Annotated in this window: 20 protein-coding genes; 8 read left to right on the top strand and 12 right to left on the bottom strand. The window is 67.8% G+C overall.

Going from position 1 to position 17,677, the window contains the following annotated elements; translation table 11 throughout:
• The first annotated feature begins 229 nt into the window (after nucleotides 1-229).
• Nucleotides 230-454, top strand: coding sequence for a hypothetical protein (locus tag IRT45_RS31435; RefSeq protein WP_194809432.1), 225 nt, complete (start codon nucleotides 230-232; stop codon nucleotides 452-454).
• A 21-nt stretch (nucleotides 455-475) separates the two neighbouring features.
• Here IRT45_RS31435 and IRT45_RS31430 read toward each other — a convergent pair whose 3' ends face one another.
• From IRT45_RS31430 to IRT45_RS31415, 4 genes are all read right to left on the bottom strand, one after another.
• Nucleotides 476-1,102, bottom strand: a complete 627-nt coding sequence (locus IRT45_RS31430; protein WP_194809431.1) for a nitroreductase family protein — start codon at nucleotides 1,100-1,102, stop codon at nucleotides 476-478.
• Between the two features lie 162 nt (nucleotides 1,103-1,264).
• On the bottom strand, nucleotides 1,265-1,420 hold the full coding sequence (locus IRT45_RS31425) for a hypothetical protein (RefSeq protein ID WP_086007330.1): 156 nt from the start codon (nucleotides 1,418-1,420) through the stop codon (nucleotides 1,265-1,267).
• A 123-nt stretch (nucleotides 1,421-1,543) separates the two neighbouring features.
• Nucleotides 1,544-1,924, bottom strand: coding sequence for a hypothetical protein (locus IRT45_RS31420; RefSeq protein WP_194809430.1), 381 nt, complete (start codon nucleotides 1,922-1,924; stop codon nucleotides 1,544-1,546).
• A gap of 57 nt (nucleotides 1,925-1,981) precedes the next feature.
• Nucleotides 1,982-2,518, bottom strand: coding sequence for a helix-turn-helix domain-containing protein (locus tag IRT45_RS31415; RefSeq protein WP_194809429.1), 537 nt, complete (start codon nucleotides 2,516-2,518; stop codon nucleotides 1,982-1,984).
• A gap of 62 nt (nucleotides 2,519-2,580) precedes the next feature.
• Between IRT45_RS31415 and IRT45_RS31410 the strand changes: the two genes are divergently transcribed.
• Nucleotides 2,581-3,432, top strand: a complete 852-nt coding sequence (locus tag IRT45_RS31410) for an alpha/beta fold hydrolase (protein WP_194809428.1) — start codon at nucleotides 2,581-2,583, stop codon at nucleotides 3,430-3,432.
• Nucleotides 3,433-3,442: 10 nt separating this feature from the next.
• Here IRT45_RS31410 and IRT45_RS31405 read toward each other — a convergent pair whose 3' ends face one another.
• Both IRT45_RS31405 and IRT45_RS31400 read right to left on the bottom strand, forming a co-directional pair.
• The gene (locus IRT45_RS31405) at nucleotides 3,443-4,345 is read right to left on the bottom strand and encodes an HAD family hydrolase (protein WP_309241242.1); all 903 of its coding nucleotides are present in this window, start codon (nucleotides 4,343-4,345) and stop codon (nucleotides 3,443-3,445) included.
• 157 nt (nucleotides 4,346-4,502) lie between these two features.
• The gene (locus tag IRT45_RS31400) at nucleotides 4,503-5,624 is read right to left on the bottom strand and encodes a CdaR family transcriptional regulator (protein ID WP_194809427.1); all 1,122 of its coding nucleotides are present in this window, start codon (nucleotides 5,622-5,624) and stop codon (nucleotides 4,503-4,505) included.
• 300 nt (nucleotides 5,625-5,924) lie between these two features.
• On the opposite strand from IRT45_RS31400, the gene tatA reads away from it, so the two are divergent.
• Both tatA and IRT45_RS31390 read left to right on the top strand, forming a co-directional pair.
• Nucleotides 5,925-6,206: a Sec-independent protein translocase subunit TatA gene (tatA, locus tag IRT45_RS31395; RefSeq protein WP_194809426.1), complete on the top strand. Its 282-nt coding sequence runs from the start codon at nucleotides 5,925-5,927 to the stop codon at nucleotides 6,204-6,206.
• Nucleotides 6,207-6,421: 215 nt separating this feature from the next.
• On the top strand, nucleotides 6,422-7,537 hold the full coding sequence (locus IRT45_RS31390; protein WP_194809425.1) for an XdhC/CoxI family protein: 1,116 nt from the start codon (nucleotides 6,422-6,424) through the stop codon (nucleotides 7,535-7,537).
• Between the two features lie 21 nt (nucleotides 7,538-7,558).
• On the opposite strand, the gene IRT45_RS31385 is transcribed toward IRT45_RS31390, so the two are convergent.
• Genes IRT45_RS31385 through IRT45_RS31365 form a run of 5 tightly spaced genes read right to left on the bottom strand, consistent with a single transcriptional unit; the run spans nucleotide 7,559 to nucleotide 13,689 of the window.
• Nucleotides 7,559-8,059, bottom strand: coding sequence for a nucleoside deaminase (locus IRT45_RS31385; protein ID WP_194809436.1), 501 nt, complete (start codon nucleotides 8,057-8,059; stop codon nucleotides 7,559-7,561).
• Complete coding sequence (locus IRT45_RS31380) at nucleotides 8,059-9,138, bottom strand: hypothetical protein (protein WP_194809424.1); 1,080 nt, start codon at nucleotides 9,136-9,138, stop codon at nucleotides 8,059-8,061. The genes IRT45_RS31385 and IRT45_RS31380 overlap by 1 nt, the downstream gene beginning before the upstream one ends.
• A gap of 35 nt (nucleotides 9,139-9,173) precedes the next feature.
• Complete coding sequence (locus IRT45_RS31375; protein ID WP_194809423.1) at nucleotides 9,174-10,142, bottom strand: antibiotic biosynthesis monooxygenase; 969 nt, start codon at nucleotides 10,140-10,142, stop codon at nucleotides 9,174-9,176.
• A 14-nt stretch (nucleotides 10,143-10,156) separates the two neighbouring features.
• On the bottom strand, nucleotides 10,157-12,871 hold the full coding sequence (locus tag IRT45_RS31370; RefSeq protein WP_194809422.1) for a molybdopterin-dependent oxidoreductase: 2,715 nt from the start codon (nucleotides 12,869-12,871) through the stop codon (nucleotides 10,157-10,159).
• Nucleotides 12,868-13,689, bottom strand: coding sequence for an FAD binding domain-containing protein (locus tag IRT45_RS31365; RefSeq protein WP_194809421.1), 822 nt, complete (start codon nucleotides 13,687-13,689; stop codon nucleotides 12,868-12,870). Before IRT45_RS31365 ends, IRT45_RS31370 begins: the two co-directional genes overlap by 4 nt.
• A 425-nt stretch (nucleotides 13,690-14,114) precedes the next feature.
• Between IRT45_RS31365 and IRT45_RS31360 the strand changes: the two genes are divergently transcribed.
• Nucleotides 14,115-14,549 (top strand): hypothetical protein, encoded by a 435-nt coding sequence (locus IRT45_RS31360; RefSeq protein ID WP_194809420.1) that lies wholly within the window; start codon nucleotides 14,115-14,117, stop codon nucleotides 14,547-14,549.
• 157 nt (nucleotides 14,550-14,706) lie between these two features.
• Here the strand turns inward: IRT45_RS31360 and IRT45_RS31355 are convergent, their stop codons facing one another.
• A complete protein-coding gene (locus tag IRT45_RS31355) occupies nucleotides 14,707-14,874 on the bottom strand; it encodes a hypothetical protein (protein WP_194809419.1) in 168 nt (55 codons plus the stop codon).
• Nucleotides 14,875-15,416: 542 nt separating this feature from the next.
• On the opposite strand from IRT45_RS31355, the gene IRT45_RS31350 reads away from it, so the two are divergent.
• The 3 genes from IRT45_RS31350 to IRT45_RS31340 all read left to right on the top strand — a co-directional run bounded on the left by IRT45_RS31350 (nucleotide 15,417) and on the right by IRT45_RS31340 (nucleotide 17,668).
• Nucleotides 15,417-16,127 (top strand): hypothetical protein, encoded by a 711-nt coding sequence (locus IRT45_RS31350; protein ID WP_194809418.1) that lies wholly within the window; start codon nucleotides 15,417-15,419, stop codon nucleotides 16,125-16,127.
• Between the two features lie 84 nt (nucleotides 16,128-16,211).
• Nucleotides 16,212-16,802 (top strand): HD domain-containing protein, encoded by a 591-nt coding sequence (locus IRT45_RS31345; RefSeq protein WP_228535640.1) that lies wholly within the window; start codon nucleotides 16,212-16,214, stop codon nucleotides 16,800-16,802.
• Nucleotides 16,748-17,668 (top strand): NADP-dependent oxidoreductase, encoded by a 921-nt coding sequence (locus IRT45_RS31340; protein WP_194809417.1) that lies wholly within the window; start codon nucleotides 16,748-16,750, stop codon nucleotides 17,666-17,668. Before IRT45_RS31345 ends, IRT45_RS31340 begins: the two co-directional genes overlap by 55 nt.
• The last annotated feature ends 9 nt before the right edge of the window (nucleotides 17,669-17,677 follow it).

Genomic DNA, 17,677 nt, shown 5'->3' with positions numbered 1-17,677 from the left:
AGCGAGATCAGCAGCACGCCGGCCGCGACGATCAAGGCGGCCCAGACCATCAGGACGAGGACGGCCGACCGGGCGTCCTCGGGTTCGTTCGGCGTGGCCCGGCGGCGACGGTGGGAAGCGGTGATCGAAACGTTCACGAGCTCTCTCCTTCCGCGATCGGTCGGTACTACCGGTCGGCCTACCCCGAACCCGAAGCGCCACAACATTTTCCGCACCTTCGGCGTATGGGGTGTGTCACAGCGTCCGGGAACCCGGTGGCTTCGAACGTCGTCCGGCACGCATCGATCCGATCAGCACCGCGTTCGCACTGGGCATCTGCCTGCTGTTCCTGGTCGGCTTGTCCACCTTGGCTTCCGCGCCGGTGGCGATTCTGGGGAGCGTGGGCTTGGCGGGCGCCATCGTGGTCGCGTTGAGAATGATGGCGCTGCCCGACCCGGAACGGCAGTCCCGCTAGGCAATTCGCGTCCGGCCGCCGTCACCAGCCGTTGACGTGCAGCACCGAATCCAGATCCACGCGCGGGCCGGGCCGGAAGTCGGTGCCCTTGGTGTAGGCGACCGGGAGCAGCACGCCCTGACGGACGTCGTCGGGAAGACCGAGAATTTTTGCCACCTCGCGCTCGTACTGCAAATGCAGTGTCGTCCAGGTGGTTCCGAGGCCGCGTGCGCGCAAGGCCAGCGCCAGACTCCACGCCGCAGGGAGCAGCGACCCCCACAGTCCGGCCTGATTCTCCGGCAGCGCGGCGTTATCGCCGGTGCTGATCGCGCCGATCACCAGTACCGGGACCTCGGCCATCACCTCACGCAGATAATCCGAACTCGTGGCGATGCGGGCGGCGCTCTGGTCGGCCGGTTCGCCTCCGGCTTCCCGGTACGCCAGATGTGAGCGCCGGTAATGCTCGGCGACCTGCGCCTTGATCGCCGGATCGGTGAGCACGATCCAGTGCCAATGCTGCCGGTTGCCTCCCGACGGTGCCTGCAGCGCCACCTCCAGTGCCTCGCGAATCACGTCCAGCGGCACCGGCCGGGTCAGATCCAGACGGCGGCGCACCGCGCGTGTGGTGGTCAGCAATTCGTCCGGCGTGAGCGGAAGCAGTTCGGTCACTACGGGTCTCCTTCTGGATCGGCGTATACCGTCCAAGGATGCCCGACCCACGTTTTGTTCCCGGATGTGCCGAGACGATGCGGTTGGCGCAGACGAACAGCGAAGCGCGCACTTCCACCCCGCGGGGGAAGTACGCGCTCCGGAGAAAGGAATTCGCCGCCGCTAGAAATAATGCGCGCGGCCGGCGACCGGACGTCCGAACGCTCCGAGCAGGGCGAGGATCGCGCCGATGACGACGGCGATGATGCCCAGGGTCCAGAGGATCGGGATGCTGAACACGAACCCGAGAACGAGGAGGATGACTCCCAGAATAATCATGTGAAACTCTCCCTTTGCCTTTTGTTATCCAGGCGCTGCCGCGTTCGGCCGTACTTCGATAACAAATCGCAGATACCCGGCCTCGACGGGCGTAAACAGAACGTATCGGGAGAGAACGCGGCCTCAGGGCGCTCGGGCCAGCCACCGCCAGCGCGGCAGTTCGGTGCCGACCGTCGCTACCGCCAGCACGGTGACGAGGAGGGCAACCCAGGCGGGCCAGGCGAACCAGGCGCCCAGCACCGCCGCGGCGATCAACACGAGCATCATCGCGATGGTGGCCCAGCCAGGAACGGCGACGAGCACCTGCTTCTTGTCACCGCGGGTCGCGAAGATCGACGGCACGCCGATCAGGACGACCACCGCGATCACCGCCGCCGCCACGGACCACGACGCCAGCGCCCACGGCGCGGCGACCCAGGCGATCAGTTCCGTGGCGAATCGCGCGATGGCCGGGCCGCGGCCCTGTTCGGTGAGATTCGGTGAGACATCCGCACGTTCGGACATGTCGCTCAGCCTCGCACGTCGGTATCCCGCACGCACGGCGAATGCGGTGCGACCGGCTCAGTCGGGCGTTCGCGCACCGGGAAACATGACCGGACTGATCAGGTAGGGGCGACGATTCGGTCCGGCACCGTTCCCGGCGACCGAGGCGAGGACGCGGCGGAAACCGTCGAGCATCGTGTTCAGTTCGTCGGGTGAAAGCCACAGCGTGCCTTGGCGATAGCCGACCGAGTCCGCGACCGGATCGGCACCGGGCTCGTCGAGATAGGCGTCGAATTCAGCGATCAGGACGGCCATGGCGGTGGCGAAACCACGGCGGTGGTCGTCGAGGGTCATGGCCGCGGCCGCCTTTTCGTCGATCGCGGGGCGGTCGGCGCGCAGCCGATAGGACCGCTCGACCGCACCGCGGACCCGCCGCTCATCGGCAACCTCCAGGATGCCGCCGTCCACCAGCAGACCGAGGTGCCGGTAGATCGTCGTCCGGGGCACCTCGGGCAGGCGGTCGCACAACTCGCCTGCGTTTCGCGGCGTGTTCCCGGACAACGCGTGCACGATGCGCAACCGCACCGGATGCAGAAGGAGGTCGGCAGGATCCATAGCTTAACTATCCCATTGTTGGTATCATTTCCAAAGTTGGGATTGATGGAGAGGGGGCCCGGATGCGGGACGTGCCCGGCGAACGAATGACGGTGCGCGGCATCGAGTTATATGTCGAGCAGCGTGGTGCGGGGGAGACCTTCGTACTCTTCGAATCCGGCGCCGGCGCCGGGCGGACACTGTGGGATCCGGTGGTGTCCCTGCTCGGCGATACCGTGCGGACCGCCACCTACGATCGGGCCGGTCGCGGCCGCAGTGCCCGGGTGCGGCCGCCGCAAGATATCGACGAGATGGCAGCCACCCTGGTCGCTCTGGTCGAGATGCTGGCGCCGCGTCGGCTGATTCTCGTCGGGCACAGCATGGGCGGGCTGATCGTACGTCGCGCCGCGGAAAGTGTGGTGCCGCAACCGATCGGGTTGGTGCTGGTCGATCCGACTCCGGAAGCGGCTCCCTTCTACGCGGACTGGGCGGCCACGGCGGCGAGGACGGATCGTATTCTCGCGGTGCAACAGTCGCTCGCTCGCTTTCGACCGGTGATGCGGGCGCTGACCGGGTCCTACGGCCGCATGTTCCCGGCCGACACCTACGAGACCATGCTGCGGGAGGATTTCACTCCCGCGGGCATCGCAAGCACGCGAAGCGAATTCGATGCCTTCGCCACCGGTATCGGCCCGTTCCGGGACAACCCGCCGCAGCCGCCGGGCGGCGAGGTCGTCGTCCTCTCCGCGCTGCGGGCCGACCGGTTGCACGCTCGCCGTCACGACACCGTCCGCGAATACCAACGCCGATTCGCAGATCGGGTGAACGGCCGGTTCGAGGACGCGGACTCCGAGCACATCGTGCCGGCCGAATGCCCGGATCAGGTGGCCGCCGCGGTACTGCGGATGGCAGGAGCGCCGGAGCGCGCGGTGTGACGATCGGTGTTCAGGAATCGAACAACCGCGACAGCACCGTCACGACGCCGTCCTCGTCGTCGGCGGGTGCGAGGTAGCGGGCGCGGGCTCGAACGTCGGGGTGGGCGTTGGCCATCGCGAACGACCACCGCGCGGCATCCAGCATTTCGAGGTCGTTGAGGTAGTCGCCGAACACCGCGGTCCGGGCGGGCGGGATGCCGAGTGTTTCCTGCAGCGACCGCACCGCGCGTCCCTTGTCCGCATCCCGGCTCATGATGTCGATCCAGTGTTTACCGGACACCACGACCTGCTCGCGCGCGGCGATGGATCCGAAAACTCGCTCGGCTGTCCGCTCGGCGTCGGTGAAGTCGTAGATCGCCAGTTTCAGGACCTTGTCGGTCACCGCGGTGAGATCGTCGACGCGCTCGAGGCGGGCGTAGTACTTCGCCGCCGCGGCGACGAACGCCGGATCCGTGCGCTCGATATAGGCACTGTCCAGGCCGCACACCACCAAGCCGAGTCCGGTGGCTGCGGGCGCTGTCCGCACCGCCCGCACGACCTCTCGCACGATATCGGCATCGAGGCAGGTCGCGGACACGGTGACGCCGGAATGGACTACCAGACAACCGTTCTCGGCGATGTAGGACACCTCGTCCGCGGCCTGCTCGAACAGTGCGGCGAGTGTCGCGTACTGCCGCCCGCTGGCCGGTACGAAGGTCACTCCGCGCGAACGCATCATCTCGAGCAGCGGCCAGAACGTGTCGGGCACGGCCCCGGACTTCGTGAGCAGGGTGCCGTCCATATCGCAGACGACCAAGCGCACGCCGTGGTCGCCGGGCGGAATCGAGGACCACGATGGTGGTGCCGGGGCGGTCGAACCACTGAGGGGGCCATTGTCTTCCGATAGTTCGTCGCTTGCCGATCCGTTGCGCACCTATCCACTTTCGTCGTCGACGACGCCGCGGGCACGGTTGTCGTCGCCTCTGCTGTGACGTGGCCAGTATGTACGGCGACCCCTGCCGCCAGTCGGATACATCCCCCTGGAGGCGCGCACCGAGCCGCAACGCCGCGCTCCATCTCGGCGGGGGCCGTCAGCGGGCCGGGATATGTGCGCGATAGGCGCGGGCGACGAGCGCGGCCCGGACCTGGAGCAGTCCGGACGGGGAGGTCGGGTCCACTCCGATCAGCCGGCCGATGCGTTTGAGCCGGTAGTCGACCGTATTGGTGTGAACGCGCATCTCGTGTGCGGTGCGCTGCCGATTCAGCTCGTTACCGCAGTGGCGCACCAGGGTCTCGGTCAGTTCCGGATGGTCGTCGAGCGGGTCGAGGAGGGTGCCGAGGATGTCCAGCGCCGGCCCGGGCCGCGTGAGCTGGTATTCGAGAGCGAGGTCGCGCATGCGGTAGAGGCCGGGCCGGCATCGCAGTGCGTGCACGGTGTCCAGCAACTCGTGCGCTTGGGTGGCCGCCGCGGGGACAGCGGCCCGGGCGGCGTGGACCGCCGTGGCGGTGATCGGTGTCCGAGTGGCCGCGGCCAGCGTGTGCACGACGTGATCGAGACAGCGGTCGGAACCGACGACCGGAGAGGGGACCAGTACGGTGCCGCCGCTCGGCGACAACTGGAACAGCACCGCGCCGTTGTTCATCCGTTCCAGGACGGCGCGGGCGCGGCGCATGGTTCGTCGCACCCGCACCGACACGTCGGAACCGGGGCCGTCGCCGCCGGACTCCGTCGGGAACGACATCGCCAGCACGTGATAGCGCTCGGCGAGTTCCACTCCGCATTCCCTGGCCGCCGCGGCGGCGGATCGGCCGCCGAGCAACGCGGAGGTCACCGGATCGCTGCTCGGCCGGTAGTCCTCGGCCGCGTCGGGAACCGCTGCCGAATAGGCGTCCGCGACACCGGTTGTCACGATCTCCAAGGCGTCCAGCACACGATCGACCGACGTCACGACCGTGTCGACGTCGTCGCCGGAGGTCCGCAGCGTGCCCAGGTGCAGCCGGAATGCCTCGAACACCGTGTGCTGAACGGTCTCGAGGCTCACCCCGCACCGGACCCAGCGGTCCGCGGCGGCGGTGAGTCGCGCGGCCGCGCCCGAACAGCTTCCGCCGAAGGACAATTCGTCCAGAACGTCGTGACACCGGCCGGTGATCTCGCCCACCTCGACGGGCAGCTGCTCGACGGACGACGGGGCCGCGGCAATCTCGACACCCATAGCAACCTCCACCTGCGTTCCGGTGCACATCACACGCGACCGGCTCTTCGACTCTGTCGCTGCCGACCCGGTGACCGCCACGTCGGCAACGGCGAGTATGTTACTTCACATTCACATTCTTAGGTAGCTTCGGCAAGCTTCATCAAGCCAGGTGAAGGCGCAATTCGCTTTCTTCTGGGGCGTGGCAAGTTATTATGAACTCGTCCAATTCCGACGCCGGGGACGAATGGTCTCGCCGGTGGAATCCGCCGGGCCGTCGGTCACCGTCCGAGCGGCTCCGGCGCACGAACGGAGGTTCCGATGGGTTCGTTGAGTCCGACCCACTGGCTCATCATCGCACTGGTTGTCGTGGTGTTGTTCGGCGCCAAACGCCTGCCCGACACCGCCCGCGGCCTCGGTCGCTCGCTGCGCATCTTCAAAAGCGAAATGAGCGAGATGCACTCCGAGGATTCCGGCTCGCCGAACACCGCATCCGCGAGTGTCCCGGATGCGGGTCACCGGGCGGCGCCCGCGGCACCGCTGCCGCCCGGGCGACCGGCGACTCCCTCGTCGTCGGCCGTCGAGGATCGTCACCGGAGCTGACACCTGGTCCGGCGCACGCCGGTGACGGGCGCATACCGGGAGCCGAGCTGCCGGCCAGGCGTAGGCGGTCGTTCGCCGCGGCCGGCGGGCGCATTCTCGACAGCACGTTTTCGGCATCCCATTGTGGCCGCGCGACTGCCGGGGAACGCGCATCATTCAAAGATGCGGTTACAGCAGGCGAACGCCGCGGCCACGACCGAAGGGCTCGAACGCCGGTGCGCGACGTCCTGGCCGCACTGACTTCCGTCTGGCGATCCGGTGGCACCGCCGGTGTCGCCACGGTGGTCCGCACCCGGGGATCGGCGCCGCGGCCGGTGGGCGCGGCGATGATCGTGGCCCCCGACGGCACCGTGGCCGGATCGGTCTCCGGCGGCTGCGTGGACGCGGCCGTCTACGAGCTGGCCGCCGAGGTGGCGCGGACCGGGCGGCCCCGGCGGCACAGCTACGGAGTCGATACCGATGAACTGTTCGGCACCGCGCTCACCTGTGGCGGTGAGATCGACATCTTCGCCGAGCCGATATCCCGAACGACGTGCCCACACCTGCCGGTGATGATCGCCGCGGTCGCCGCGGACCGCCCGGTCGCGACCGCCACCGTCGTCGCGAATTCGGACTGCGCGCGGCCGGGCCGGCGGCTGATCATCACCCCGGATACGGTCCACGGCTCGCTCGGATCCGCCCGAGCCGACGCGGCCGTGACCGAGCGGGCCCGCGAACTGCTCGCAGCCGACCATGCCGAGCTGATCGGCTGCGCGCCGCTGGAGGCCGGCGCGGACGTCTTCGTGAACACCTTGGCTCCCCGCCCGCGGCTGCTGATCTTCGGCGCCGTCGACTTCGCCGCCGCGCTGGCACAGCAGGGCGCGCTGATCGGCTACCGGGTGACGGTCTGCGACGCCCGCCCGAGGTTCGCGACCGCGGACCGTTTTCCGGCCGCGGACGAGGTCGTCGTGGACTGGCCGGATCGCTACCTCACCGCGCAGGCGCGGCGAAACACCCTCGACGGCCGGACCGTCGTCTGCGTCCTGACCCACGACCCGAAGTTCGACGTCCCTGTGCTGCGGGTGGCATTGCGGCTTCCGGCACTCGGTTACGTCGGCGCGATGGGATCCCGGCGCACCCACGACGATCGGCTGCGCCGATTGCGCGCGGCCGGACTCACCGAGATCGAATTGTGCCGGTTCGCCAGTCCGCTCGGTCTCGACCTGGGCGCTCGCACCCCACAGGAAACGGCGGTATCGATCGTCGCGGAGATCATCATGCGCACCCACGGCGGCGCCGGTCACCCGCTGACCGAACTCGGAGGACGGATCCATCACGACCACACGCCGTGACGCGGCGCGAATATCGTTGTGTCACAACGATGTACCGCCGTGTCGTTCTCCGAACAGCTTGTACACCTCCACGGCATCGGCACGCGGCAGATAGCGCATCGGCAGCCGCCGCTCATTCCAGGGTTTGGCGAATTCGGCGTAGAAGGTGGCCGGTTCGAAGTACTTGTCCTTCCCGCCCGCCATGTACGGCGCGCAATCCTCCCGCGTGGCCAGGAAGACGACCTCGTCGGGCGCGCAGTGGTACAGCGCCGCCAGGCACATCGGGCACGGGTGGGCGATGGCGTAGACGGTACAGCCGGTCAGATATTCGGTCCCCAATGTCCGGCACGCCTCGCGGATGGCGTGAATCTCCGCGTGATCGGTCGGATCATGAGTACTGGCGACACCATTGCTGCCCTCGGCGAGAATCGCGCCGTCCTTGACGATCACGGTCCCGAACGGCAGTCCGCCCGCTGCGACACTGGTGCGAGCGATGTCGATGGCACGCTGTGCGAAATCCGCGGGACTCGTCACCTCCGGCATCAGCGGACCGGCTCCGGGCGGATCGGGCATCCGACATCCTCCAGCCGTGCCGGTCCGGTGCCCTTGGCGGGGTCGGTCTTCCACGGCCAATCGTCGGAACGGAACGGCGCCAGCGGCGGCAGTATCGGTTCCCTTCCGCGCGCGGCCATTTCGCGTTCGATGGCCGCGCGCCCGCCGCCACCGAGTAGTTCCACGTCCATCAGGTAGTAGTCGCGGAAGAACACCATGCCCAGCGAGCGGTCGGCGACGATGCGGCCGAGCACATCGAGCAACTTCTCGGGTGTGGTCTCGAATTCCGTCGTCTCGACCAGCAGCAACCGGTCGCCCATCGTCTCGGTGCCCATGAATTGGACGAGAACGCTGTAGAGGATGTTGTTCTGCCGCGCGACGTACAGCGAGTTGCTCACCGCGTAGGTGCGCTCCCAGTCCTCGCCGAGGCTCGCCTTCCAGTCATCGAGGACCGACATCCAGTGGCCGACCTGAGCTCTCGAGCCGATGCCGATCGACCGGGCCGAATACGGTTCGGTGTCGCGAATGAATGTTTCGACGTCGTCGTAGCTGTACCCGCCCCGGTCGAGGCATTCGTCCATGAAGGTGAGATTGCGGTGCAGGATCTCGTGCAGCACCGCGCGGTCCTCGTCCGAGATCTCCAGTGCGCCGAGGCCGTCGAAGGCGGTGCGATGCTGTGCCCGGTACATCTCCAGCGGCGGACGCCACAGCTGATTGGCATACGCGTTGGAGATGTACGGTGCGACGATCTCGTAGATCGCCATGGTGCTGTGGCCCACCGACTTCGCCAGCTGGTAGACGATCGGCACCGGCGCTGCGACTTCCGGTTCCCGGCCGGGCCGGTACAGAATCATCTGCCCGCCCGCGCCGGTGAACAGCGCCAGAATGATGGGCACCTGGTCGAGCATGTTCTGTTTGAACTTCTCCAGCGATGTGTCGTACAGCTGCAACATGGCGCCGTTCAGCGCCAGCACCGACTGTTCGGCGACGGTGCGGGCGCTGGCGGGCGGCTCGTCGGCAATCACCGGGCGCATGAAGGCCGGGACCGCGCTGCCGTTGGATTCGGTCATTGTCGTCACTTCTCCTTCTCGGTTGTGGGCCGCTGTCACGGCAGATGCCAGAACACGGTGGTCACCAGCCAGAACAGCACCGTCCAGAACGCCATCACGGCGGTGATGAGCATGGCGCCGCGGATCTCGATCGCCTTGCGCGGCGACCCGGGGGCCGGCTGCAGCCAGCGTTCGAGCAACGGATTCACATAGCGCGGCATCGTCACGAACGTCATGACGAAGCTGGACAACAGATTTCCGACCAGCATGCCCAGCCACAGCGGCATTCCCGCGGGCGCCAACGCCAGCGAGAGCAGCACGACCGTCGGATACAACCCGACCCACACCGCGATCGACGTCTTCGTCTGCGACGGTGCGTGGGCGGGACCCTCCTCGTCGAAGGCGAACCAGCTGCCGAACGAGTTGTCGATCGTGCGTAATCGGAAGTCGCTGAACCGTTTTCCCTCGTCGAGCAGTCGCTGCCGCTCGCCGGAGGTCAGCCAGCGATCCAGGTCGGCGGCGCTGTCGTAGCGGTAGAGCATCGTCCACTCGTCCTGCACGCCCTCGATCGGCCGGAAGATCTCCGAACCGCGGAAGCCGGGAAACCTGTTCTCCGCGTGGCGAAGTCGTTCCTGCCACGCCAGGAACTCGTCGATCTGCTCGGGAACCACTCGATGGGTCACCACCGCCGTGACGAGGGTGTCGGGCGGCGCGGCCGCGCCGGTGACGATCTGCTGCGTGGGCGGGCCGTCGAGATAGCGCCGCCCCTCGGCGAGGCTGTCCTGGCGGGTGGCGCTGTTGATCCACGCGCGCAGATTCGGAATCGAGTCGAAGCGGTAGATCAGCGACCAGTGCGCCTGCGGGTGGGTGGGCGGATCGATCTCCGCGGCAATGAATCCCGGATATTGCGACGCCATGCTGTTGAGCCCGTGCTGCCAGGCCAGGAAAGCCTCCTCACAGCCGGGACGAACCTTCTCACCGATGATGACGGTGGCGGCGTGGCCGACCGGCGTCTCGCGGGGCATCGTGGTCTCCAGGCTCAGCCGGTCGAGGTCAGCCGGGATGTCCGCAGCGCCGGGAAGATCCGGTCGGGCGTCAGCGGTAGCTCGCGGTAGCGGATGCCGGTCGCGTCCTGCACCGCGTTGGCCAGTGCGGGCGCCACGGGATTGACGCAGGATTCGGCGATGCCCTTGGCCCGCACCGGGCCCGCCGAATCGGTCGAGCCGACCAGGATCACCTCGGTGCGCGGAGCGTCGGCGTAGGTGGGGATGCGGTAGTTGCGCAGCGTCGGATTGGTGACGACGCCGTCGGTCATCAGATGGTGTTCGGTCAGCACGAAACCGACGCCCTGGACCACACCGCCTTCGATCTGTCCGCGGACCTGTTCCGGGTTGATCACCACCCCGGCGTCGATCGCCTGCACGCTGTAGAGGATCCGGATCTCGCCGGTCACGCGGTGCACCGCGATCCGGAATCCGTGTGCGTTGCAGGACAGGCTGCGCGGCGAGCCGTACGCCTTGCGCGATTCGGTCAATCGCGCGCCCCGGCTCCGGGCGGCCACCGCGAGGTCGGCCAGCGGGACGCGAGTGTCACCGCAACGCACGGCGTCGTCGTCCATGGCACACGATTCCAGGGCGGCACCGGTGTGGGCGGAGGCGAAGCGCAGGATCCGGTCGCGCAATGCCGCCGCGGATCGCGCAACGGCGTTGCCGGCCACGAAAAGCCCGGCGCTGGCGAAGGCGCCGGTGTCGAAACCGGTCCTGTCGGTATCGGATTGGACGAGCCGGATCCGCGCCGGCGTGGTTCCCAGCTCGGCTGCCGCGATCTGGACGTGCGCGGTGGAGGTGCCCTCCCCGAATTCGACTGTGCCCACCGCGATTTCGTAGAATCCGTCGTCACCGAGTGTGGCGAGCCCGACCGAGATGTGTTCGGTCGGCGGTGCGGTCTCGTGTATCGAGGCGGCGGTGCCGACGCCGATCGACCAGTCCGGGCCCAGCGCCTGCCCATCCGGGTGCGCGCGCAGGGCGGCGTCGACGCGGTCGATACACGTGCCCAGCCCGTCCTCGGTGAAGGCGACGTCGTCGGCCTCGTCGTCGATGGACAGCAGCGCGTCGCCCGGACGAACGATGTTGCGGCGCCGCAATTCCAGTGGATCCATGCCGAGGGCGACGGCCAGTTCGTGCATCGCCGATTCCATCGCGAAGACCGGCTGGGTCATGCCGTAGCCGCGCAAGCCGCCACTGGGCAGGGTGTTGGTGTAGACCACGTAGCCGTCGAACTTCTTGTTTGGGCAGCGGTAGGCGGCGACGGCCGAGCCCCCGGCGAACAGCGTCTCGCCGCCGTGATTGCCGTACGCGCCGGTATTGGAGATGTTGCGGAACTGGATCGCGGTCAGGGTGCCGTCGGCGCGCGCTCCCAGCTTCACGGTGATCTTCATCGGATGCCGCGTCGTGGCGCTGGTGAACTCCTCCTCACGGGTGTACTCCAGGCAGGTCGGGCGACCGGTGTCCAAGGTTGCCAGCGCGACCAGGTCTTCGCTGAGCACCTCCTGTTTGCCGCCGAAACCGCCGCCGACGCGTTCGCAGAAGACCCGGATCTGGTCGGGGCGCAGGTCGAACAGGTGGGCCAGTTTGCCCTTGGCGACCCACGGAGATTGCGAACTGGTCCGCACATGCAGCCGGCCCGCGTCCATCCAGGCGATCGATCCGTGCGTCTCCAGATGCACGTGCTGCACCCGCGGTGAGAAGTACGTGCCTTCGTGAACGACATCGGCCTCGGCGAAACCCTGTGTGGTATCACCGATTTCGCCGTGCAGCTCGATGAGGATGTTGTGGACCGGGTCCTGGACGAACGGATCGTCGGAGCCGTGCAGTTGGGGCGCGCCGAAGGCCATCGCCTGCTCGGGATCGAACACCGCGGGCAGCACCTCGTACTCGACGACGACCCGGCGGCAGCCCTCTTCCGCCGCGGCGATCGAATCGGCGAGGACCGCGACGACCCGCTGGCCGACGAAACGCACGACGTCGTCCAGGATGTAGGTGTCGTCGGGGTCGACGAGATGGTCGGTGTGGACGGCGGTGGTGAACAGCTTGCGCGGCACGTCTTCCCAGGTGTAGACGCGTTGTACGCCCGGCACGGCCAGCGCCGCGGACTTGTCGACGGAGACGATGCGCGCGTGGGCGTGGGGGGAGTGCAGCACTTTCAGATGAAGCATGCCCTCGGGTTCGGTATCCATCGTGTACTCGGCGCGGCCGGTCACCACGCCGGTGGCGGCCGGTGCGGCGACGCTGGTGCCGATCACCGCGCCCGGTTCCGCCACCTCGATCGCGCAGACGCCGTTGATCGCGTCCTCGACGGCCCGATAACCGGTGCAGCGGCAGAGGTTTCCCTTCAGCGCATGCGGCAGGTCCTGCTTCTGTTCGTCGGTCAGGGCCGCCGCGGTCATGATCATGCCGGCGGTGCAGAAGCCGCACTGGAATCCGGGGGCGTCGCGGAACTGCCGCTGCATCGGATGCGGATTCTCGGGCGTTCCGAGCCCCTCGATGGTCGTCACCTCGTGTCCCTCGGCGCGGAACGCGGGTGTGATGCAACTGTGCACGGGACGCCCGTCGAGCCAGACGGTGCAGGCGCCGCAATCGCCGGCGTCGCAGCCCTTCTTGACCCCGAACCAGCCCAGGTGCCGCAGGAAGGTCCGCAGGCACTGTCCGGGCCGCGGCTGCTGGGAAAACGTCTTGCCGTTGACGACGAAGCTCATCTCGCGCCTCCGAGTTCAGCCCGGAGTTCCTCGGCGTAGTGCCGGGCGAGGTGTCTGCGGTGCTCCGGTGTGCCGTTGGCGTCGGCGAACCATACGTCCGCCGGGATCGCATCGATACGGTCCCGCACGGCGTCGGCGTCGGGTGCGGAATCGAAATGCAGGACAATCGGATACGCGGTTGCCGCTGTGATGCTGAGAGACAGGTCGTCGGTATCCGGCGTCCGGGTGGCGACCATGAATATCGTGGACCGGCCCAGCTTGGTCAGCGTGAATCGCCGGTGTGCGTACGATTTGTGTAACGCGTCGGCAGGGATATGAATGCTGCGCAGTATTTCGCCCGGTCCCAGCGCATTCAGATGATCGCCGCCCACGAAATTCTCGGCCGCGATCGTTCGTTCCGTCCCGTCCGTGGCCCACAACCGATAGGTCGCCTCGAGTGCCACGCTCAGGGTGATCATCGGACCGGCGGGCAGCGACATGCAGATGTTGCCGCCCACTGTCGCGGCGTTCCATATCTTGAACGACGCCAGGAACGCCTCGCAGCTGGTTCGCAGCAGACTGCCTGCGGACCAGTGTTGCGGCGGCGCGAACTCGTGCAGCTCCCTGATCGTGCACGTCGCGCCGATTTCCAGGCCCTGGTCGGTGGGCACCAGGGTGGGCCAGTCGAGCGCGGTGAGATCGACGAGCCGGCGCACCGTGGGCTGCGGTTCGGAGAACAACCACGTCCCCCCGGCCAGCCACGCATCTCCGGCGTGCCAGTCGGAACCCGGTCGGGCCGAGGGCCGGCGAATGACGTCCTCGACGGTGTTCAGATCCATACGAGCCTCCAAGACCCGCGACCGGCTCTGCTGGACATATCGACTGTAGAGTTTTACTCCGATACCGGAGGCGTTTCGCAATATTTCGCATTTGCCGATAAATTGCTCGATATTTTCTCGCATATCCGATCAGTGGTCTGTCGCGATGGACAGCCGAAGATCGCTCGCGATTCCGCCGGCCGGCCCGAGGGGCGACCGTCGTGCCCCATCCCTCGCCGGTGGCGCCGGGAGTATGGCGCACGCGGTTGTGTCGAGGGCCCGCACTGGGCTCCGGCCTCATCCGAAAGTGGCTGAGCTGGGCCGGTTCCGGCGACCGGGCGGAGCCGCGTGTTCGAAGTGTCCTGCCGAGACTGTTGTTTGACGATCCGAAAGCCGGTTATTTCCGAACTACAACAGTCCATCGATGTTGAGAATCGGTAGTAGCCATGATCGTATTCATCGGGTTGATCATTCTGTTCGCCGCAGTGGTGGTCGGAATCGCCGCAGCGCTGGCCAATTCTGGCGACACGCACGTGCTGGCGACCGAATTCACCGTCTTCGGCGCCCATTTCACTCCTACTCAGAACGAACTGTTCGCCGCCGGTGCCGCCGTCGGCGCGGTCGGCATGCTCGGCCTGGGCATCGCCCTCACCGGGGCGTTCTCCTCGGCGCGCCGCCATGCCGAGATCCGGCGCGAACTACGGCACTCCCGCCGCGAAATGACCGCCACCCGTAAGGATCTCGCGAAGACACCGCCGGCCCAACCGACCGTCGCGAAGACGGCGCCCGCGCAACCGGCGGCCGCCACGAAGCCGCGCCTGCGCAATCCGTTCGCGCGCCGCGGCACCGGAATGTCGCGTACCGCGCAACCGCAACCCTGACGCCGACTCGCCCCGGCAGTCGGCGAACGACGGAACCGGCCTGGGATACGCTGCGTGCCAGCGTATCCCAGGCTTTCGTCGGCGTCCGGCGACTTGCTCCTGCGCTACGGACGCTTCGAAGAGGCGAGTGTGTTCGTCTCCGATATCGCCCGCCGCGTTACGAACGCTGCACGAACCTGAGATAGAACGCGGCGAACACCAGCACGATCCCGACATTCACCAGCAGCCGTTCCCAGAAATAATGCCTGAAGAACAGGACGTCCACGCTCACCACGACGGCCACCAGGGCGAGCACGTAGATTACGGCGGCTGTCGGCCTTTCCATGAACTCTTTCTACGCCTGGTCGCCGCCGCCGCGCGAGGAAATTTCGGGGGAGGCCCGGCCGCGGAACGGACCGCGACTGCTCGGTGGCGGTGTTCCTGTGCCCGGGCTGCGGCTGCGGCGGTGTGAGTCGCCCGGACGGTGGGCGGCTGACAGCCACCCACCGTCCGGTGGCTAATCGGCGGCATAGGTGGCGATACTCCACCCTGGGCTGTGCGGATGTGTTGTGCGTCGCGCGCCTCCTGCGGACTGCCGTGAATTTGCCGAAATCTCGTAGGCGACTGCGCCCGCAGCTCGTATTCGAGGGTTAGACATCGGAAATCGTCATTCGATCGACGCACGTGAATTCGCCGTTTCTCCGATGTCCGGCACCGACGGGCGCTTAAACTACCTCAGCCGCAACGTACACGCATGCGAGAGGGTCGGGAACAACTCAGAGATATCCACCCGGGAGGTGTGAAATGCCGAAGGTCGGTCATCGGCGCATGTCACGTCCGATGTTGATTGCGGGCATGTTGCCGCTCGCGGTCATTTTAGGTACGGGAGTGGCTACCGCATCTCCCGGCGATCTCGTTCTCGTTCCGGTCGACGCCGCGCAGGCGCCCGCCGCACCGCCGCTGGCAGTGGACTGGCAAACGCTGGCACATGATGTGCAGGGGTTGATTCCGTTCCCGGTGCCGCTGCCGCCCGCAGACGGTCCTGTGGTCCAGGACAATTCGGCCGCCGGCCCGCAGAACGTGCCCGTCGACGACGCTTCGGCCCCGGCCGTGACGGATGACGCACTGCCCGCCGACACCGCGACCGCGCTACCCGTCGATCCTGTGGCCGCCACACCGGCCCCGGTCGCGGATGCGCTGCCCGTCGAGGATCAGCATCCGATCGAGACGTTCTGCGAACAGGTTCCGGCCGATCCCGATCGCTGCGCCGCGACGGTCGTAGACGCGGGCGTCGGCGCGGCCATCGGCGCCGGCATCGGTGCGGCGGTATCCGCGCCGCTCGCGATCCCGGCCGCGGCACTCGGCGCGGCCGCCGGATTCGTCGTCGGTCTCCCGTTCCTGCCGACCGGCGTGGTGGTCGGTCCACTGGTCGGCGCTGCCGTCGGCGCCGCGATCGTCGCCGGTCCCGCGGCCGCGCTCGGCGGCGCACTCGGCGCGGCGGTCGGCGCGATCGTCGGGCTCACCGCGCCCCTGCCGCAGAACCCCGCTCCCACCGATGCGCCCGTTCCCGCCGATGCGGCCGGTCCTGCGGCGATATAGCGCACGGTTACCGCTCCGGTCCCATCCCCTCGTGGTCGTCCCGTCGCGGGGGGATGAGGTATGCAGAGTCGGAAGGGGCAGGTCATGCCAGAGGTCATCGCGGGGTTGAGGATTCCCGATACCGTGGCGGTCGCGGAGGCGACCCGGTTCATTCGGGAGACGACCGGCCCGCTCATCTACCATCACTCCAGGCGGGTATTTCTCTTCGGCCTCCTCAACGCCGAGAGGCTCGCTCTGACGCCCGATCCGGAACTGTTGTACCTGGCGGCCATATTCCACGACAGCGGCCTACTGACCCCTTTTTCCGACGGCGTTCAGCGTTTCGAGGTCGACAGCGCCGACCACGCACGGAAGTTCCTTGCGGCGCATGGCTTTTCGACCACCGCGGCCGACACGGTCTGGACTGCGGTCGCGTTGCACACCACGCCGGGCATTCCGGTTCGGATGGCGGCGGAGATCGCGGCCACGCACCTCGGCGTCTTCCAATGTGGTCGGCTTCGGTATGGACGGACTGGACCACGACCACTTCCGGCGCACGACGACGGTCGAGAACATCCTCGGCTCGCCGTGGCCGAGCTGATCGGCCGCCGCGACGCCGACGCCCCGGAAAGGACTCCCGCATGCGAGCGATCACCGTGCGCGACCGTGATTCCGGTATCGCCGGGCTCACGCTGACCGATATGCCCTACCCGCACGCCGCGGAGAACGATGTCGTCGTGCGGGTGCACGCCGCCGGCTTCACGCCCGGCGAACTCGAGTGGCCGGCGACCTGGTCCGACCGTGCCGGTCGCGACCGGACACCCAGCATCCCCGGGCACGAGCTGGCCGGTGTCGTGGTCGAACTCGGCTACGGAACCGCCGGTCTCACCGTCGGCCAGCGGGTTTTCGGGCCGACCGACTGGGCCCGCGACGGATCGCTGGCCGAATACACCGCGGTCGAGGCTCGCAACCTCGCCCCGCTCGCGGCCGATATCGACTTCACCGTGGCCGCCGCGCTGCCCATTTCGGGCCTGACCGCATGGCAGGGGTTGTTCGACCACGCGGACCTGACCTGTGGCCGTACGGTCCTGATTCACGGCGCCGCGGGTGGGGTCGGCTCGATCGCCGTGCAACTCGCGCGCGAGGTGGGCGCGCACGTGATCGGCACCGGCCGAGCCGGCGACCGGGACATCGTGCTCGGACTCGGCGCCCAGGCGTTTTTCGATCTGGACGGCGACGACCTGCGGGACGTCGGTGCGGTGGACGTGGTATTCGACGTCATCGGCGGCCGAATCCTCGAGCGATCGACCGAATTGGTGCGTCCCGGCGGTACTCTCGTCACCATCGCCATGCCGCCGACCACGCAGCCCAGGGACGGGCGGGCCGTCTTCTTCGTCGTCGAACCCGACCGCGCGCGCCTGGCCGATCTCGCCGAGCGGGTCAGGAACGGGCGGCTCGAGCCTCTCGTCGGCTCCGTGCGACCGCTCGCCGACACGGCGTCCGCGTTCGCTCGCCGCCACCGCACGCCCGGCAGAACGATCATTCGGGTCGCCGACGAATAGCGCGGATGT

The sequence above is a fragment of the Nocardia sp. BSTN01 genome (assembly GCF_015354405.1).
Lineage (GTDB): Bacteria > Actinomycetota > Actinomycetes > Mycobacteriales > Mycobacteriaceae > Nocardia.
The sequence above is the reverse complement of the archived record's forward strand: the minus strand, read 5'-3'. Positions and strand labels throughout refer to the sequence as shown.

Excerpts from the sequence above, each read along its gene's own strand:
- IRT45_RS31425 (WP_086007330.1), bottom strand. The coding sequence starts at position 1,420 with ATGATTATTCTGGGAGTCATCCTCCTCGTTCTCGGGTTCGTGTTCAGC.
- IRT45_RS31420 (WP_194809430.1), bottom strand. The coding sequence starts at position 1,924 with ATGTCCGAACGTGCGGATGTCTCACCGAATCTCACCGAACAGGGCCGC.
- IRT45_RS31415 (WP_194809429.1), bottom strand. The coding sequence starts at position 2,518 with ATGGATCCTGCCGACCTCCTTCTGCATCCGGTGCGGTTGCGCATCGTG.
- IRT45_RS31410 (WP_194809428.1), top strand. The coding sequence starts at position 2,581 with ATGCGGGACGTGCCCGGCGAACGAATGACGGTGCGCGGCATCGAGTTA.
- IRT45_RS31400 (WP_194809427.1), bottom strand. The coding sequence starts at position 5,624 with ATGGGTGTCGAGATTGCCGCGGCCCCGTCGTCCGTCGAGCAGCTGCCC.
- tatA (WP_194809426.1), top strand. The coding sequence starts at position 5,925 with ATGGGTTCGTTGAGTCCGACCCACTGGCTCATCATCGCACTGGTTGTC.
- IRT45_RS31385 (WP_194809436.1), bottom strand. The coding sequence starts at position 8,059 with ATGCCGGAGGTGACGAGTCCCGCGGATTTCGCACAGCGTGCCATCGAC.
- IRT45_RS31380 (WP_194809424.1), bottom strand. The coding sequence starts at position 9,138 with ATGACCGAATCCAACGGCAGCGCGGTCCCGGCCTTCATGCGCCCGGTG.
- IRT45_RS31375 (WP_194809423.1), bottom strand. The coding sequence starts at position 10,142 with ATGCCCCGCGAGACGCCGGTCGGCCACGCCGCCACCGTCATCATCGGT.
- IRT45_RS31370 (WP_194809422.1), bottom strand. The coding sequence starts at position 12,871 with ATGAGCTTCGTCGTCAACGGCAAGACGTTTTCCCAGCAGCCGCGGCCC.
- IRT45_RS31365 (WP_194809421.1), bottom strand. The coding sequence starts at position 13,689 with ATGGATCTGAACACCGTCGAGGACGTCATTCGCCGGCCCTCGGCCCGA.
- IRT45_RS31360 (WP_194809420.1), top strand. The coding sequence starts at position 14,115 with ATGATCGTATTCATCGGGTTGATCATTCTGTTCGCCGCAGTGGTGGTC.
- IRT45_RS31355 (WP_194809419.1), bottom strand. The coding sequence starts at position 14,874 with ATGGAAAGGCCGACAGCCGCCGTAATCTACGTGCTCGCCCTGGTGGCC.
- IRT45_RS31345 (WP_228535640.1), top strand. The coding sequence starts at position 16,212 with ATGCCAGAGGTCATCGCGGGGTTGAGGATTCCCGATACCGTGGCGGTC.
- IRT45_RS31340 (WP_194809417.1), top strand. The coding sequence starts at position 16,748 with ATGCGAGCGATCACCGTGCGCGACCGTGATTCCGGTATCGCCGGGCTC.